Here is a 16,867-nt window from a genome sequence, read left to right as displayed (position 1 = left end):
TAACGATTTTTTCAATAAATGTGATGCTTTTTAAAGAATGTTTCATGAACTGACGGAGATTCCGTCAGTTTTTCTTTTTTTAGACGAATGTCATTTAAGAAGACAACGTCTTAAAGGATTTCCTTGAGTTATTGGGATTGGTCGGCTATTATAATGTGGGGAATAGTTCCTTTCTGTTATTAACCATGAAAAAGTCATGAGGAGTAAATAGATGAAAGAAATAGAATTAAAGCTGCAGGGAAAAATCAAGCGGCTGACGAATAAAACATTTAAATTTGATGAACGGATCAGAGAGGGTTGGTTCTCTGCTGTTTATTTTCTTAAAACATGTGAAATCGTTGAATCATTTAAACCTGATAATGTAGTAACCATGCAATTCTTCCAAAAGAGCGATGCTGTTCTATGTGGATCGGATGAGGCGATTGCCCTTATTAAAACGTTTGCTAAAGATCCTGACTCATTAGAAATCTACTCCTTGAAAGACGGAGACAAAATTTCACCTTTTGAAACAGTACTTACTATAAAAGGACCTTATCAGAATTTTGGCTTCTTAGAAGGGATGATTGATGGAATCCTGGCCAGAAGAACGTCAGTTGCGACGAATGTTTATAATGTAGTGAAGGCTGCGAGTAAATCGGGTATCCAAAAGCCCGTTATTTTTATGGGTGACAGAGACGACCACTTTGCTCAGCAAGCTGGTGATGGATATGCATCCTATATCGGAGGCTCGACCGCACAAGCTACACATGCTATGAACGAATGGTGGGGCAAAAAAGGGATGGGTACTATGCCTCATGCTCTTATACAAATTTTTAATGGCGATATCGTTGAAGCTACGAAAGCCTATCATGCAAAATTTCCTGAAGATGATCTTATCTCACTTGTGGATTATAACAACGATGTAATTACAGATGCTCTAAAGGTAGCGAGAGAGTTTGGGGATACACTAAAAGGTGTAAGAGTTGATACTTCGCGTACGATGGTTGATCAATACTTTTTCAGAAATCCAGATGTACTCGGTTCATTCGATCCAAGAGGAGTTAACCCTGAGTTGATATTTGCACTTCGTCAGGCTCTGGATAAAGAAGGCTATCATCATGTAAAAATCGTAGTAAGCGGAGGATTCACAAAAGAAAGAATTGAGCAGTTTGAGGAGCAGAAAGTTCCTGTTGATATCTATGGAGTTGGCAGTAATCTGCTAAAGATCAATATTGGTTTTACAGGGGACAACGTCCTGATGCATGATAACCATCAAGCAAAAGCAGGAAGAATCTATCGACATAATCCAAGACTTGAACGTGTAGAATAGGTTTGGATTGGATTAAATATTCTTTTTTTGGGTGAAGTTAATAGGAAGGTATTCTTTGAATATCGGTCTTTTAGAATCTTATCATTTTTCTATCATGGTGATGAAACTTTATTTTTGCTATAATGGTTCAAGTATTTGAATCAGCCTGTAATTTGTAAGATATAACCATTCAAGTGATCAGGCATATAATAAAACAAATAGGCCTTTTAGAAGGTGTTCTTTTTGTGGAGGGCTTTACATGACACAATACCATTTTATTGGAATCAAAGGGACAGGGATGAGCCCGTTGGCACAAATCCTTCATGACATGGGTCATGATGTACAAGGATCTGATATTACTCAGTATATATTTACACAGTCAGCGCTTGAAGAAAGAAACATTCCTATTTTACCGTTTGACAAAAATAACATTAAAGAAGGTCAGACCATTATTGCGGGTAACGCATTTGGTGAGCAGCATGAAGAGATTCAAGCTGCAAATGAAAAAAACATACCGATTCACAGGTATCATCATTTTCTTGGTGAGTTCCTTTCAAAATTCACTTCTATTGCCGTTACTGGTTCGCACGGAAAGACTTCAACGACTGGATTGCTTGCACATGTTGTAGGTGCAGCAAAGCCGACTTCTTTCCTAATTGGTGATGGAACTGGAAAAGGCAGTATGGGCAGTGAGTACTTCGTGTTTGAAGCTTGTGAATACCGCAGACATTTTCTGTCGTATGAACCAGACTATGCGATCATTACAAACATCGACTTTGACCATCCTGATTACTTTTCAGATTTAGATGATGTAATCAGCGCATTCCAGCAGATGGCAATGCAAGTGAAAAAAGCGATTATCGCATGTGGTGATGATGCGAATCTTCAACAGATTCATGCTCAAGTCCCGGTAGTGTTCTACGGATTTGAAGATCATAATGATTTCCAAGCTAAAAATATTCAACGTGGTGATGAAGGAACAACATTTGACGTATTTGTTCGCAATACGTTTTATGGCACGTTCCAAATCCCAGGTTACGGTACTCATAATGTATTGAATGCATTAGCTGTTATCGCAATCTGTCATTATGAAACATTACCAATGGATATCATTAAAGAACAGTTAAAGAGCTTTACAGGTGTAAAGCGGAGATTTTCAGAGAAGGCAGTTGGCGATCAAATCTTGATCGACGACTATGCGCATCATCCGACTGAAATCAAAGTTACCATTGAAGCTACAAAGTATAAGTATAAAAATCGTGAAGTGGTTGCTATTTTCCAGCCACACACATTTACACGCACCAAGACATTCTTGGACGAATTTGCTGAGAGCCTAAGTGAAGCAGACCAGGTATATTTGTGTGATATATTTGGCTCAGCACGAGAAAATGCAGGTAATCTATCAATTGATAATCTGAAAGAGAAGATTCCAAATGCGAAACTTATCACAGAAGAGAACATCGATGTTCTGAAGAAATACGAAAATGGCGTTCTTCTATTTATGGGAGCTGGAGACATCCAAAAGTTCCAAAGAGCATACGAAGAGGCACTTACAGCAACCCCATAATAAAAGAAGAAGCTGGCCGGTAATAACGATTATCGTGTCAGCTTCTTTTCATTTAAAATAGAAAAACAAAGACCGCCTAGATTGGTGTTTAGGCGGTCTTTCTCGTATTATTTTAAGTTTTCTGGGTTCAACTGTTCAAGTTCAGGTAGTACAAATACGCCATCTTTACGAATTAAAACATCATCAAAATAAATTTCTCCGCCGCCATATTCAGGGCGCTGAATCATGACCATATCCCAGTGAATGTTAGAATCATTTCCGTTATAAGCTTCTTCATACGCCTGACCCGGAGTGAAGTGGAAGCTTCCGTCAATTTTCTCATCGAATAAGATATCTTTCATCGGGTGTTTAATATATGGGTTAACTCCGATTGCAAATTCACCAACATAGCGTGAACCTTCATCCGTATCAAAGATTTTGTTAATACGCTCTGAATCGTTCGCCGTTGCTTTTATGATTTTCCCATTTTCAAAAGTTAACTGTACATTTTCAAAAGTAAAACCATTATAAGGGGATGGAGTATTATAGGTAATCGTACCGTTTACTGAATCTTTAACGGGTGCAGTGAATACCTCTCCATCTGGAATGTTGTTCTGACCCGAACACTTGATAGATGGGATATCCTTTATAGAGAACGACAGGTCCGTTCCTGGACCTGTTATATGAACTTTATCAGTCTTATCCATTAGATCTTTAAGAGCTGTCATTGCCTCATCCATTTTTCCGTAATCCAGGTTACATACATTAAAATAGAAATCTTCAAAAGCTTCCGTACTCATGCTTGCGGATTGAGCCATAGAAGCGTTTGGATAACGAAGTACACACCATTTTGTTTTCTTAATACGGATTTTGCGGTGCATAGCAAAAATGGTTTTTTCATAGAGTGCCATCTTTTCAGAAGGAACATCTGACATTTCGTTAATGTTGTCGCCTGAACGGAGTCCGATATAGGCATCCATCTGGTTCATCATTTCACCTTCATGTTTGGCGATGATCTCCATTTGCTCTTCTGATGCTTGAGAATACTGGGCACGCATGACTGAATGATCCTTTAATAATACAAATGGATATCCGCCTGCTGCATATGTTTCTTGAATTAAAGCATTAACTAGTTCTTTTTGAAGTCCGAAATTTTCAATGAGAATTTTCTCACCTTGCTGCAAGTTTACTGAATATGTAATTAAATTCTTCGCGAGTTGCTGAATTCGCGGGTCTCTCATGTTGAATATCCCCCTATTTAATAATATCTTCTTTATTTTAACTTAATTTAAACAATTTGTAATGTTCAATTAAAGGAATTTAGATATTAGCCAAGAATACTTTATAAAACACGTTTTCTTTGAAAAAAACTCGGGAAAAGCTAATAATATACTTTCAGGAGGTGTCTCGTATAATGGAAACCATTATTTCAATCAGTGTAGCTATTATTGCAGTAGCATTTGTTGTACTCGTTTATTTTTTATCAAGAGCTCTCAAGTCCTTGCAAGTAACCCTCGATAATGTCGCGGTAACGCTTGGCAGTCTCGAAAAGCAGTTAGACGGCGTGACGCGCGAGACAACCGATTTGTTACATAAGACAAACCAGTTAGCCGAGGACGTTCAAAAGAAATCAGATTCGTTAAACCATGTTTTCTCTGCAGTTCAGGATTTTGGTCAATCTGTTCAAAAGGTGAACCAATCTGTCCGTAAAGTGACTGACAAGATCTCGTTAGAAACAGAGCGGCAGTCTAAGCAAATATCGCAAGCGGTTCAATGGGGCAATGCAGCATTGAATTTATGGGAGAAGTATAAACTCAAAAAATCCAATGTTGATTCTGCAACAAACCAATATTCAAGAGGAGGAGTGTAAATGAGCAATACCAATAACAACAACAATCAAAACATCGACAGTAAAGATTTTATAATCGGTGCTCTCGTTGGCGGAATGTTAGGGGCAGCGGCAGCATTATTACTAGCTCCTAAAGCAGGAAAAGAGTTGCGTAGTGATTTAAATGAGCAAGCTGTGTACTTAAAGGACAAGAGCAACGAGATTTCTCATTTAGCTCGTGAGAAATCCTCAAATATTGTCCGCACCGTTTCAGAGCAATCGAATCAAGTGGCTACAAAAGTTAAAGATTTAACGTCTAATCTGCGTAAAGACATTGATAAGTGGCGTTCAAAAGAGGAAGAGAATGCGTCTGAACTTTATGGTGAAATTACAGACGATATCCAAGAAGAAAAGCAATTAGATTATGATCCTGCTAATGAGCAAGAATTAGTAGAGCAAAAATATTGATAAGTTAATACCAAATATGAAAAGATAAGAAAAAGAATTTAATTCTTTTTCTTGTCTTTTTATTATGGAGGTAGATTATTTATGGGATTGGTTCAACTGCAGAATGAACAGGATTGGAATTTAGTTAAGGAACAAAAAAACCGTATCATCCTCATGAAGAACAGTACAACGTGTCCTGTCAGCCATGAAGCGTTTAAAGAATTCCAAAAATTCGCTTCTGAGAATGAAGAGGAAACACTCTATTATTTAAATGTTCAAGACTCTAGACCACTTTCAAATCTTATTGCGGAGCAAACCGGAGTAAAGCATGAATCACCACAGGTTTTGATTTTTGAAGGTGATCAAGTTGTGTGGCATGATTCACACTGGAATATTACGAATAAAAAATTGACTCAAGCCAACGAAAAAACAAAAGCGTAGCAGTTAACCTGCTGCGCTTTTTTATTTTTTAGTCGAATAAAGATTTTTGTCCACGAAGGCACCTCTTTTTGATACGATAGACGTAAGGTCGTTGAAATACGAAGTTTTACATTTGATAAATACAGAGGTGTATATAGATGAATCATCCAGAGTTAGACAGATTACGTAACGAGCTTGATGAACTTAACAAAGAGCTCTTAACCTTAATTAATCAACGCGGCGAACTTGTACAGAAGATCGGAAAGATTAAGAATGCACAAGGCATTAAGAAATATGACCCTGTAAGAGAAAGACACATGTTGGACTTGATCGCATCCGAAAATAAGGGTCCGTTTGAAACTTCAACTTTGCAGCATCTCTTTAAAGAGATATTTAAGGCAGGTCTCGAACTACAAGAAGATGATCATAGAAAGGCACTTCTTGTATCGAGAAAACAACGATCACAAAATACGATTATTCCGGTAAAAGGAACTGAAATTGGAAGTGGAAATCCGGTACTTATTGCCGGTCCTTGTGCTGTTGAAAGCTATGAGCAAACAGCAGAAGTGGCCAAAGCAGTAACGGATAATGGTTTGAGCATCCTTCGTGGCGGGGCTTTTAAACCGCGGACTTCTCCATATGATTTTCAAGGACTAGGAATCGAAGGTTTGAAGATTTTGAAGAAAGTTGCAGATGAATACAACTGTGCAGTCATCAGTGAAATTGTCCATCCGGATGATTTAGATACGGCTTCTGAGTATTTGGATATTATCCAAATCGGTGCAAGGAATATGCAAAACTACGAATTATTAAAAGCTGCAGGGAAAGTAGACAAACCTATTCTGTTAAAAAGAGGGTTAGCTGCTACGATCGAAGAGTTTATTTATTCGGCGGAATACATCATGTCTCAAGGAAATGGTCAAATCATTCTTTGTGAAAGAGGGATTCGCACCTATGAAAGAGCGACTCGAAATACACTGGATATAACGGCAGTTCCCATTTTAAAGCAGGAAACACATCTGCCTGTATTTGTAGATGTAACTCATTCGACTGGAAGGAAGGATCTGCTTCTCCCGGCTGCTAAAGCTGCTTTAGCGATTGGAGCTGATGGCGTCATGGCTGAAGTTCATCCTGATCCGTCCGTGGCTTTATCGGATGCTTTACAGCAAATGAACATCAATGAGTTTGAAAACTTTGTCGGTGAACTTGTAAAAACAGGCTTTCTTAAAATGAATCAGATGGTATAAGGGTCTCATGTGCCGGCAGTTGATACACTGCCGGTATTTATTATGGTTCACGGATTAAAAAAGAGTATGATAAACTCGAATTTCGCCAAAAATAAGCAAAATAGGTATGTTTTCTTTTAATATCGGATTAATTAGTGAATAAATCGTGAAACATGCCTCTATTCGTTGCCTACTTTACTACTTTATCGTATGATATTAGCATTACATAACTGTCGGACATGCAGTAAAAAAGGAGGACTTTTTTTGAATACAACAATTTATGACGTGGCCCGTGAGGCAGGCGTTTCTATGGCAACGGTTTCACGTGTTGTTAACGGAAACCCAAATGTAAAGCCATCTACACGTAAAAAGGTATTAGATGCCATTGAAAGATTAGGTTATCGTCCTAACGCAGTAGCAAGAGGATTGGCAAGTAAAAAAACGACTACGGTAGGTGTTATTATCCCAGACATCTCCAGTATTTTCTTTGCGGAATTAGCCCGAGGAATTGAAGATATTGCGACGATGTACAAATACAATATTATTTTATGTAACTCTGATCAGAACAAAGAAAAGGAAATCCATTTGCTAAACACGTTACTTGGAAAGCAAGTAGATGGAATCGTGTTCATGGGCGGAAAGATTACAGAAGAGCATGTGGATGAGTTCAAGAGAGCACCGGTTCCGATTGTAATGGCAGCAACGGTAGACATGAACGAAGAAGTACCTTCGGTTAATATCGATTATGAAAATGCTGTATATGAAGCAGTAACGAATCTTCTTGAAAAAGGACATTCATCTGTTGCTATGGTTACAGGACCACTTGAGGATCCGATCAACGGGTACTATAAGTTTAACGGTTACCGAAAAGCGTTAGAAGAGCATGGTAAAAAGGTAGATGACAGTCAAGTATACGTAGGTGAGTACACGTATGATTCAGGTATTGAAGCTGTCGAGTCTTTCTTAGATAGCGGTAAACAACCATCTGCTATTTTTGTAGGAACAGACGAAATGGCACTGGGTGTCATCCATGGGGCCCAAGATCGCGGTTTAAAGGTTCCGGAAGATATTGAAGTAATTGGATTCGACAATACCAGACTGGCTACAATGGTTCGTCCAACTCTTTCAACTGTCGTGCAGCCGATGTATGATATCGGAGCGGTAGCTATGAGATTGTTGACAAAGCTGATGAATAAAGAGACGGTGGAAGAACAAACAGTTGTATTGCCTCATCGTATTCAATTTAGAGATTCTACAAAATAATAATTTTTTTAAGGCTGTTTTGGCTCCAGGTTGCTCGTTTTCCTCGGGGCGTGCGGTGAGCCTCCTGCCGCCTTGCGCCATTAGGAGTCTTCGCCTGACCGCTCGTCCCGAAACAGTCGGCAACATTCTGCTCCAATCAACTTGCTAGGAAGATAAAAGAAATATATTTAAAAAGTCATTTTCTTTTAAAAGTTTCTATTTTAGGCAATAGTCGAGGCAGCATACGTTCTGGGAACAGCCTAGTAAAGATGATTGATGAGGTGGGAGAATTGAGAATTGGCATTATCGGTGCAATGGATGAAGAAATCGTATATATGAAAGAAGCAATAGATATATATGGGGAAAGTACTTTTGCGCAAAATAAATTTTATGAAGGCACACATCATAATAAGGAAGTTGTGCTTTGTAAATCTGGTGTAGGAAAAGTGAATGCGGCGATTACTACTCAGATTCTGATCGACAGATTTCAAGTGACTCATATTCTGTTTACGGGTGTTGCTGGTGCACTTGATCCGGTTCTTGAAGTAGGGGATATCGTTATCTCGTCCAGTGCGATGCAGCATGATATCGATGCCTCTTCATTGAGCCCTGACTTTCCAAAAGGGACGATTCCTATGTTTGCCTTTGATTCTGAGTTTAAAGCAGATGAGAAGCTTATAAAATTGGCAGAGAGAGCAGCTGAAAGTCTTTCTGGGCCTCAAGTAAAGGTCGGTAAAGTATTAAGTGGCGATCAGTTTATTGCAGATCGTGATTTAGTTGAGTATTTTGGAGCTGCATTTAATGGAACATGCATTGAGATGGAAGGCTCAGCTGTCGCTCAAGCCTGTTTCTTAAACGAGGTACCCTTCGTTATTATCCGCTCCATCTCTGATAAAGCAAACGGTGAAGCCCCAGCCAGTTTTGGAGAATTTACTACACTTGCAGCAAAGCGTTCATCTGATATGGTAGAAAGTATTATTGAATCATTATAAAAGAAGGAGGTCTCCGAATGGAGTCCTCCTTTTTTATTTATGAGCTTTTTCTAATGGAATAGAGGCTTTTTTCAAGCGTAGCCCTGTTTTTTGAAGTGATTTCTTCTTTTCTTGGAATCGGCTTATAAATGCTTCCCTCATCTTCCCATGTTCGAGGTAATTCATGCTTGGCCTTTTCTTCCCACCGTTTAAGCCAGCTTTCAGGGATCGGTCCTGAAGGTACCTGGTCATTCATCGCACACCATATGTAAGACCAGGCTCTTGGTACGACACGCCAAATATCATAGCCCCCTCCGCCTGTTGCAATCCAACGACCGCCACAGTATTTATCTGCTACCTCTTTTGCGATTCTCGGTATATTTGCATATGTTTTCATCGTGACAGACAAGTGCGTCAAAGGATCATAATAGTGAGCGTCAGCCCCATTTTGGGTGATGATCACATCAGGTTTAAAAAAATCAGCTACTTCCCACAGACTCTTTTCATAGCATTCTAAGAAAGATTCATCTTCCGTAAAGGCATCAACAGGAACGTTAAACGAATAGCCATAACCTTTTCCTGCCCCTTTTTCATGAATGGAACCTGTTCCGGGAAATAAATATCTTCCCGTCTCATGAATCGATAACGTACATACATCTGGGTCATCATAGAAAGCCCATTGAACACCATCACCGTGATGAGCATCAGTATCTACATACAAAACACGGGCTTTATATTTTTGCTTCATATATTCAATGGCGATTGAGCTGTCATTATAAACACAGAAACCAGATGCTTTTCCTCTAAAACCGTGATGAAGTCCTCCGCTCAAACTGAGTGCATGCTTGGCTTTCCCTTCCATGACCCAATCGACGGCAGTAAGGGTAGCTCCAACGATCCAGCTACTTGCTTCATGCATGTTTTTAAAAATCGGCGTATCTTCTGTACCAAGCCCGTAATTAAGACCGATTTCTTTGCTGAGCGTTCCCTCTCCCGCTTTTTTAACAGCTTCCATATAACCTTTGTCGTGAATGAGCATGATTTCATCATCTGTAGCCTGTCTCGGAAGAACGATCCTGTTATCTGAGAGACAGCCAGATTCTTTTAATAGTTCATAAGCCAGCTGAACTCGAAGCTGGTTGAAGGGATGCGTATCATTGAATTTATAGCCTAAGAGGTCAGGTGAATAAACAAAGACAGAATCATTTGCCATTGTTCTCACCTGGTACAGGAGGCCACTTCACTTCATACCCATGTTTGATTAAGTGTTCAATTACAGGCAGCGGATTCATCGTACCCACTCTAAACACAACGATCTTCTCTTTTTCATCATCAGAGGGATAAACGAGTACAGAGCTAATATTCAAATGAAAATCCTTTAATACACTTGCTACTTTCGCTAGTTGACCACTTTCGTTAGGTACAGCGACTTCCAGATGAGACCCTGGCTGATGAGTCCCTGTCAGCTGAATAAATGCATGAAGCATTTCTCGTTCGGTAACTAAACCTACTAATCTCTGATCTTCTAGAACGGGAATGCAGCTAATATTGTGTTCATAAAAAATGGTTGAGAGTTCTTCTGCTATATCTAGTGGATGTGCTGTGAAAACCGCATCTTTCATTATGGTTGACACCGGCTTTTCAAAATCTTCCGGATGTTCGTTTTGGTGAAAAATAGATGGACTTGCATCCTTTATTTCCCGGTCAGTAACAAGACCTAATAAATTGCCGCTGTCATCAACAACAGGAAGGTTACGTACATCTTTATCAAGCATTAGTTGTAAGGCGTTTCCAATCGTTTCTTTCGCATGAATCGTCACACTGTCTTTTTGCATCATATTTTGAACGATCATAATCTACCACTCCCAACTATAGTCTCTCTATGTATTCAGTAGCATTAATACATGAATCGATTCTTAAAACGGATCCGATCGAACTGCTGAACACTATCCAGGTCGACTCGCTTTCCGATTCGTACCATCAAACAGTTTGCAGGATGGGAACTGATTTCAGGGTCATCGGTCGCCATATATTGAAGACCTCCTGCATTCATCATTTTTTCCATGATTTTTCGGTAATCCCAAACAGAAAGTTTCGTTCCTTTTAAATCCCAGTGCCAATAATACTCGGTCGTGATGATGATGTAATCTTCCATCGCATCGTCCATCATTGAAACTTTTAAAAGCGTTTTGCCAACCTTAAAGTTTCGATAGTCAGGTATTACTTCAATAGCTCCAAGCTCCAATAGATTTTCCATCTTACCTTCTGACCATCGTTCAAGAGGATCAGGATATACGTATGTAACATAGCCGATTACGGTGTCTTTATTTCTTGCGATAATAATTCTTCCTTCATCAAGCTTAGCGATTTCCGTAACTGCTTTTTTCTGCTCATTAGCGGGCCTGAATGCCTTTAGATCTTCATGAAAATGAAAACCGTTCAGTGTTTCAGCTGAGACGGGTCCTTCTACCGTAATTGTGCCATGAGATGTTTTTAAAGCTACGCAGTTATATGTTTTATTGTGTTTCATATCTACACCACCTAGGATTGTTTCCACCTTCTATTATACATGATATTTTCCTTATGTAAGGGATTTCATAGCCTTTTTATAGATAGTTCTAATAAGTTAAAAAATTTTGATAATATGTTATACTGAAAGAGATATTCAATAGGGAAAGGAGAAATAGCAATGAAACTGGAAGCGCTTCCGATAATAAAAGGGGATTTTAATTTACAAGATTATGAGGCAGCATACGGAGCATTTGATTGGAAAGACATTGAAAAAGAATTCTCCTGGCATAAAACTGGTCGAGTAAATATGGCGCATGAAGCGATTGACCGGCATGCTGCATCCCATCGAAAAAACAAAGTCGCTCTTTATTTTTCAGATCAAAAGAGGGACGAGAAGTACACGTTCAAAGAAATGAAGGAAATGTCTGATAAAGCAGGAAACATGCTGCGTCAGTTAGGTGTAGAAAAAGGTGATCGAGTATTTATCTTTATGCCGCGCTCACCAGAACTTTATTTTACATTCTTAGGTGCTATCAAATTAGGAGCGATTGTTGGTCCGCTCTTTGAAGCATTTATGGAAGGTGCTGTAAGAGATAGACTTGAAGATAGTGAAGCAAAAGTGCTAGTGACAACACCTTCACTTTTAGACCGTGTACCAGTAAGTGAATTACCAAACTTAAAACATGTTGTACTTGTCGGAGAAGATGTAAAAGAAGAAGGACCTTATGTAAATTACTTTGAGCGTATGGCTAAGGCTTCTAAAAACCTTGATATCGAATGGGTTGACCGAGAAGATGGTTTGATCCTTCATTACACATCAGGGTCAACAGGTAAGCCGAAAGGTGTGCTGCATGTACACAACGCCATGCTCCAGCATTATCAGACTTCTAAATGGGTATTGGATCTAAAAGAAGATGATGTATACTGGTGTACAGCAGATCCAGGCTGGGTAACAGGTACTTCTTATGGAATTTTTGGTCCATGGTTGAATGGAGCTTCTAGTGTAATTAGAGGCGGGCGTTTCTCACCAGAAGACTGGTATGGAACGATTGAAAAATATGGCGTAACGGTATGGTACAGTGCTCCTACAGCTTTCCGTATGTTGATGGGCGCTGGGGATGAAGTCGTGAAGCAATTTGATCTGTCCTCACTTCGTCATATCTTAAGTGTAGGGGAACCTTTAAATCCAGAAGTTGTACGCTGGGGAATGAAGGTATTTAATCTTCGCATTCATGATAACTGGTGGATGACTGAAACCGGTGCCCAATTGATTAGCAATTATCCTGCAATGGAGATCAAACCTGGCTCAATGGGGAAACCATTCCCTGGAATAGAAGCAGCCATTATTGATGATCAAGATAATATTTTGCCTCCATACCGAATGGGTAACTTAGCGATCAAAAAGGGCTGGCCGTCTATGATGCGTAAAATTTGGAACAACCCTGAAAAGTATGATTCTTACTTTACTCCTGGCGGCTGGTATGTATCCGGTGATTCGGCTTACATGGACGAAGACGGATATTTCTGGTTCCAAGGAAGAATTGATGATGTGATCATGACTTCTGGAGAACGAGTTGGACCGTTTGAAGTAGAGAGCAAACTTGTAGAACATCCGGCTGTAGCGGAAGCGGGTGTAATCGGTAAACCTGATCCGGTTCGCGGTGAAATTATCAAGGCCTTCATCGCACTACGTTCAGGGTATCAGCCAAACGATGAGTTGATTGAAGAGATTAGAAGTTTCGTTAAATCTGGTCTCGCAGCGCATGCGGCTCCTCGTGAAATTGAATTCCGCGATAAACTTCCGAAAACACGAAGCGGTAAAATTATGCGCCGTGTACTAAAGGCTTGGGAGCTGGATCTTCCAACAGGCGATCTTTCCACGATGGAAGACTAAAAGAAAGAAGATAGTAAAAAGGGGGCTAACTCTAAAGGACAAGTTACATGTCCTTTCGGGTCAGCTCCTCATTTTTTTAAACTTATCCAATGAGTTTAGAAATGGAAGTAAATACTTCTTATAATAGGTGGGCTGACTAACGTCAGCCTTCTTTTTTAATCTAAAAAGATCTTTCACAGTACGTGTTCTTTTATTCTGTTATACGTTCGCGCAAGATTACCCTTGTTTCGCGCAAAATCTTCGAGTACCACGCAGAATTGCCAAGCCAAGCTACGCGCAAAATTCCTGATCTTCGCGCAGAATGAGTCGATTTTTGCGCAAACTTGCTGTTCGAGTCTTACTTATTTCTAGAAATAGCGTTATATGCGTTATTTTCTTAGCAAATTACAAGGTTAGTACCTGATCTGATCAATACATCCTTTTTATTTTATTATAAAAAAGAGGCTTAAACTTAAAAGTCTCTACACTTTTAAGTCAGCCTCTTTAGTTGATTGTTCGCTTTTATTGCGTTGTTACTGGAGGAGGATCTCCTGTGCCTGGATCAGTAGGATCGGTAGGTGGCGGTGGAGGATCCTGTGGTTTGTCTGGTTTATCTCCATCTCCAGGAGGAGGTGGTGGTGTACCAGGTGTCCCTGGCTTAGCCGGTGGTTTCTTTTCGCCGACCGTAACCTTTGTTTGAGCAGCTGATTCTTTTCCAGTAATATCAACAGCCGTTACATAGACGACCCCATTAGGAACTTTTGCAGAAGTCTTATCTGATGTAACAGATCCTATCTTCTTAAAGGACTTCCCATCGGTAGAATAATAGATTCGGTAGCCGATCACATCATTCTCACCATGTTTGGACCACGTTAACACACCATTAGTCATTTTCGTTCCTGCAACAGGTGAAGGAGCTTTTCCATTGTCTTTTAACACTTTTTCAGGAACGATGTTGTTCAAGAGATCTATTTTTTGTGTGAGCTTATTCAACGATTCTAATCCGAGCTCTTTTAAGAACTCTTCTTTAATAAGCACACCTTCTTTAGTGAATTCTTCAGGTGTTGTTGGCAATGCTTTGTATTTGGAGTCGCCGACAACTACGTAACGGCCTTTTGTTAACGTATCATCCACGTCTTTAGGCGTGAACTTTGCGTTAAATAAATCAGTCGTTACAAGACCTGCACTGCGGCAAAAATCAGATGGTAGTTTACCAGAGATTCCACAGATCTCCCGGCGTACGATTCCTGATGGCATCGCAAATCTTTGTTCAGGATCTATTAACTGTGGAGCATGTTTATGAGCTACATTAATAAGCTGAGCCCATATTGTCTGATTTCTTTGTCCGGTATTTCCAGCTAAATCAGCAGGAGTATCATAACCGATCCAGACGCCAAATGTAACGTTCGGATTAGAGGCTACAAACCAAGAATCTTTATCTTCATTAGTCGTTCCTGTTTTACCTGCCCAATCAGACTGGAATGCAAGTTTTCGAGGAACCCCCGCTGCAGTACCAGAAGCAAGCACATCTCTCATCATATCAATCATTAGATAGGATGTCTGTGGGCTATAAACTTGTTTCGGTTCACTTTTGTGCTGATAGATCACTTCACCGTCATTTGTTTCAATTCGATCAATCATATACGCATCAACAAATTTTCCGCCATTTGCAAATGTAGAAAAAGCATTTACATTTTCTTCTACCGTAATCCCAACATCAAGAGCACCTAACGCCATTGCGGGTTGGGTTCTATCACCTTTAGTGAGAGTAGTAACGCCCATTTGAATCAGCTTTTCGGTAGCTTTCTCATGATCTACTCTTTGATAAGATCGGATAGCAGGAATATTTCTAGATTTCTTAAGTGAGTGACGAACCGAAACCAGGCCATCAAAACCTTTATCATAATTATTTGGCTTCCATCCATTAATGTTAATTGGAGTGTCAGGAACAATTGTACCCGGTTGGACTTTCCCAGTCTCAACCGCATAAGAGTATGCGAGTAAAGGCTTCATGGTTGAGCCGTTTTGTCTAGGCGCTCTTGTTGCATGATTGGTTTGTTCTCGGTTAAAATCACGACCGCCTACAAAACTGATAATCTTCCCTGTCTTATTATCGATTAATGTTGCTCCGACTTCCTCAGGCTGTGGTTTTTCAAGTTTAATTCTCTGACCTTTACTATTGTAGACATAGTGATTATCCGGTCCAAATAAATTGTTATTCTTCACAACCTGCTGCATGTCATCATAGATCTTTTGATTGATCGTGGTATGAATTTTAATGCCTTTTTGCCTGATTTGTGTACGTGCATTGTCTTTATACTCTTTTAATTCCTCAGGGCTTAATTCTTCTACTTTTTTACCATCTTTTTCAGCTTCAAGCTTTGTGAGAACTTCCACTGTACGTCTTTGGACTTCTACAGTTAAAAACGGATACTTTTCAAAAGAAGATTGTTTTTTCGTTGTTAGATTTTTCTTAACGTCATATTTGATTGCTTCATCGTATTCGGCTTGTGTAATCGTTCCGGCTGATAGCATTCGGCTCAGTACAGTCTTCATTCGCTTTAATCCTGCGGAGATGTCTTCTTTAGGTTCTCCGCCATTCGTGAATGGCGTGTACACGAACGGGTTCTTTGGAAGCCCTGCAATGTAAGCGGCTTGTGCCAGATTAAGCTTGGATGCCTCTACACCAAAAATTCCTTCTGATGCTGCCTGAATTCCTGCAACGTTTCGTCCTGAAGAATTACGGCCATAAGGTACGATATTGAGATAAGCTTCTAAAATCTCATTTTTCTTTAAGACTTTTTCAAGTCGCATCGCTAGAAGAATCTCTTTTGCTTTTCTATCAAATGAAACTTCATTTGTAAGGATCTGATTTTTTATTAACTGCTGTGTAAGTGTACTTCCGCCTGTTACGATTTGTGCGCCTGAAAATTCTTCATACATGGCACGCATGATCGCTTTAGGCACTATACCATTATGTTCATAAAAATATTGATCTTCTGTAGAGATGATTGCTTTAATTACGAATGGAGAAACGTCTTCTAACTTAACTTCTTGTCTGTCCAAGTCCGATTGAAGTTTACCCATGTATTGATCATTATCAAAGTAAACTGTGCTTGTCTCTTCATAGTTGTAGATGTCTTCTTTCATAGCAGAGTAAGCACGAACGGGCTCATCCTTCACAAGTGAGGCAAAGAAACCTGCACCAACTCCAGCAGCGAAAACACCACCTAAGATAACAAGAACGGCAACGATCAAGAACATGTTCCATGTAACGTTATATGTAATACGCGCTGTTCGAATGATCCCTTTTTCATTCAAAAAGTGGACAAATTTCTCCCATTTTTGTTTAAGTTCATCAAAATGAGACATCATTTGGTATTCCCCCCCTGTGCATAAGTATAACATACGGTCGAATTGTAGAAATGGGCAGTTTTTTTGGAAGTATAAGATTGACATGAATTTCGTCCATATGGTAAAAATAAATGAACAAGAATATGAAATAGCTAAGATAG

14 protein-coding genes and 1 other annotated feature (1 of these 15 running past the window's edge) are annotated in these 16,867 nt (G+C 39.6%); of the genes, 9 read left to right on the top strand and 5 right to left on the bottom strand.

Annotation, left to right across the window (positions count from 1 at the left end):
- Positions 1–211: 211 nt before the first annotated feature.
- Both M3206_RS05255 and murC read left to right on the top strand, forming a co-directional pair.
- On the top strand, positions 212–1,309 hold the full coding sequence (locus M3206_RS05255) for a nicotinate phosphoribosyltransferase (protein ID WP_251311441.1): 1,098 nt from the start codon (positions 212–214) through the stop codon (positions 1,307–1,309).
- A 238-nt stretch (positions 1,310–1,547) separates the two neighbouring features.
- Positions 1,548–2,855, top strand: coding sequence for a UDP-N-acetylmuramate--L-alanine ligase (murC, locus tag M3206_RS05250; RefSeq protein ID WP_251311440.1), 1,308 nt, complete (start codon positions 1,548–1,550; stop codon positions 2,853–2,855).
- A gap of 107 nt (positions 2,856–2,962) precedes the next feature.
- Here the strand turns inward: murC and M3206_RS05245 are convergent, their stop codons facing one another.
- Entirely contained in the window at positions 2,963–4,075 is a 1,113-nt protein-coding gene (locus M3206_RS05245) for an aminopeptidase (protein ID WP_251311439.1), read from the bottom strand.
- A gap of 173 nt (positions 4,076–4,248) precedes the next feature.
- On the opposite strand from M3206_RS05245, the gene M3206_RS05240 reads away from it, so the two are divergent.
- The 6 genes from M3206_RS05240 to M3206_RS05215 all read left to right on the top strand — a co-directional run bounded on the left by M3206_RS05240 (position 4,249) and on the right by M3206_RS05215 (position 8,989).
- Positions 4,249–4,704: a DUF948 domain-containing protein gene (locus tag M3206_RS05240; RefSeq protein ID WP_251311438.1), complete on the top strand. Its 456-nt coding sequence runs from the start codon at positions 4,249–4,251 to the stop codon at positions 4,702–4,704.
- Positions 4,705–5,130 carry a YtxH domain-containing protein gene (locus M3206_RS05235; protein ID WP_251311437.1) on the top strand — a complete coding sequence of 142 codons (426 nt, stop codon included), beginning with the start codon at positions 4,705–4,707 and terminating at the stop codon, positions 5,128–5,130.
- Positions 5,131–5,211: 81 nt separating this feature from the next.
- Positions 5,212–5,550 carry a bacillithiol system redox-active protein YtxJ gene (ytxJ, locus tag M3206_RS05230; RefSeq protein WP_251311436.1) on the top strand — a complete coding sequence of 113 codons (339 nt, stop codon included), beginning with the start codon at positions 5,212–5,214 and terminating at the stop codon, positions 5,548–5,550.
- 137 nt (positions 5,551–5,687) lie between these two features.
- On the top strand, positions 5,688–6,776 hold the full coding sequence (locus tag M3206_RS05225) for a bifunctional 3-deoxy-7-phosphoheptulonate synthase/chorismate mutase (protein WP_251311435.1): 1,089 nt from the start codon (positions 5,688–5,690) through the stop codon (positions 6,774–6,776).
- A 243-nt stretch (positions 6,777–7,019) separates the two neighbouring features.
- The gene (gene ccpA / locus M3206_RS05220) at positions 7,020–8,018 is read left to right on the top strand and encodes a catabolite control protein A (RefSeq protein ID WP_251311434.1); all 999 of its coding nucleotides are present in this window, start codon (positions 7,020–7,022) and stop codon (positions 8,016–8,018) included.
- 260 nt (positions 8,019–8,278) lie between these two features.
- Positions 8,279–8,989 carry a 5'-methylthioadenosine/adenosylhomocysteine nucleosidase gene (locus M3206_RS05215; RefSeq protein ID WP_349773994.1) on the top strand — a complete coding sequence of 237 codons (711 nt, stop codon included), beginning with the start codon at positions 8,279–8,281 and terminating at the stop codon, positions 8,987–8,989.
- Positions 8,990–9,026: 37 nt separating this feature from the next.
- On the opposite strand, the gene M3206_RS05210 is transcribed toward M3206_RS05215, so the two are convergent.
- Genes M3206_RS05210 through M3206_RS05200 form a run of 3 tightly spaced genes read right to left on the bottom strand, consistent with a single transcriptional unit; the run spans position 9,027 to position 11,498 of the window.
- A complete protein-coding gene (locus M3206_RS05210; RefSeq protein WP_251311432.1) occupies positions 9,027–10,181 on the bottom strand; it encodes an acetoin utilization protein AcuC in 1,155 nt (384 codons plus the stop codon).
- Positions 10,171–10,821, bottom strand: a complete 651-nt coding sequence (locus M3206_RS05205) for an acetoin utilization AcuB family protein (RefSeq protein ID WP_251311431.1) — start codon at positions 10,819–10,821, stop codon at positions 10,171–10,173. The genes M3206_RS05210 and M3206_RS05205 overlap by 11 nt, the downstream gene beginning before the upstream one ends.
- Positions 10,822–10,865: 44 nt before the next feature.
- Positions 10,866–11,498, bottom strand: a complete 633-nt coding sequence (locus M3206_RS05200) for a GNAT family N-acetyltransferase (RefSeq protein ID WP_251311430.1) — start codon at positions 11,496–11,498, stop codon at positions 10,866–10,868.
- A gap of 159 nt (positions 11,499–11,657) precedes the next feature.
- On the opposite strand from M3206_RS05200, the gene acsA reads away from it, so the two are divergent.
- Positions 11,658–13,373 (top strand): acetate--CoA ligase, encoded by a 1,716-nt coding sequence (gene acsA, locus M3206_RS05195; RefSeq protein WP_251311429.1) that lies wholly within the window; start codon positions 11,658–11,660, stop codon positions 13,371–13,373.
- Between the two features lie 501 nt (positions 13,374–13,874).
- On the opposite strand, the gene M3206_RS05190 is transcribed toward acsA, so the two are convergent.
- Positions 13,875–16,727: a transglycosylase domain-containing protein gene (locus tag M3206_RS05190; RefSeq protein WP_251311428.1), complete on the bottom strand. Its 2,853-nt coding sequence runs from the start codon at positions 16,725–16,727 to the stop codon at positions 13,875–13,877.
- 124 nt (positions 16,728–16,851) lie between these two features.
- Positions 16,852–16,867: a binding site (T-box leader), on the top strand (it continues 209 nt past the right edge of the window).

The sequence above is a fragment of the Fictibacillus phosphorivorans genome (assembly GCF_023715845.1).
GTDB classification, from domain to species: domain Bacteria; phylum Bacillota; class Bacilli; order Bacillales; family Fictibacillaceae; genus Fictibacillus; species Fictibacillus phosphorivorans_D.
This window is presented reverse-complemented; position numbering and strand designations above follow the sequence as displayed.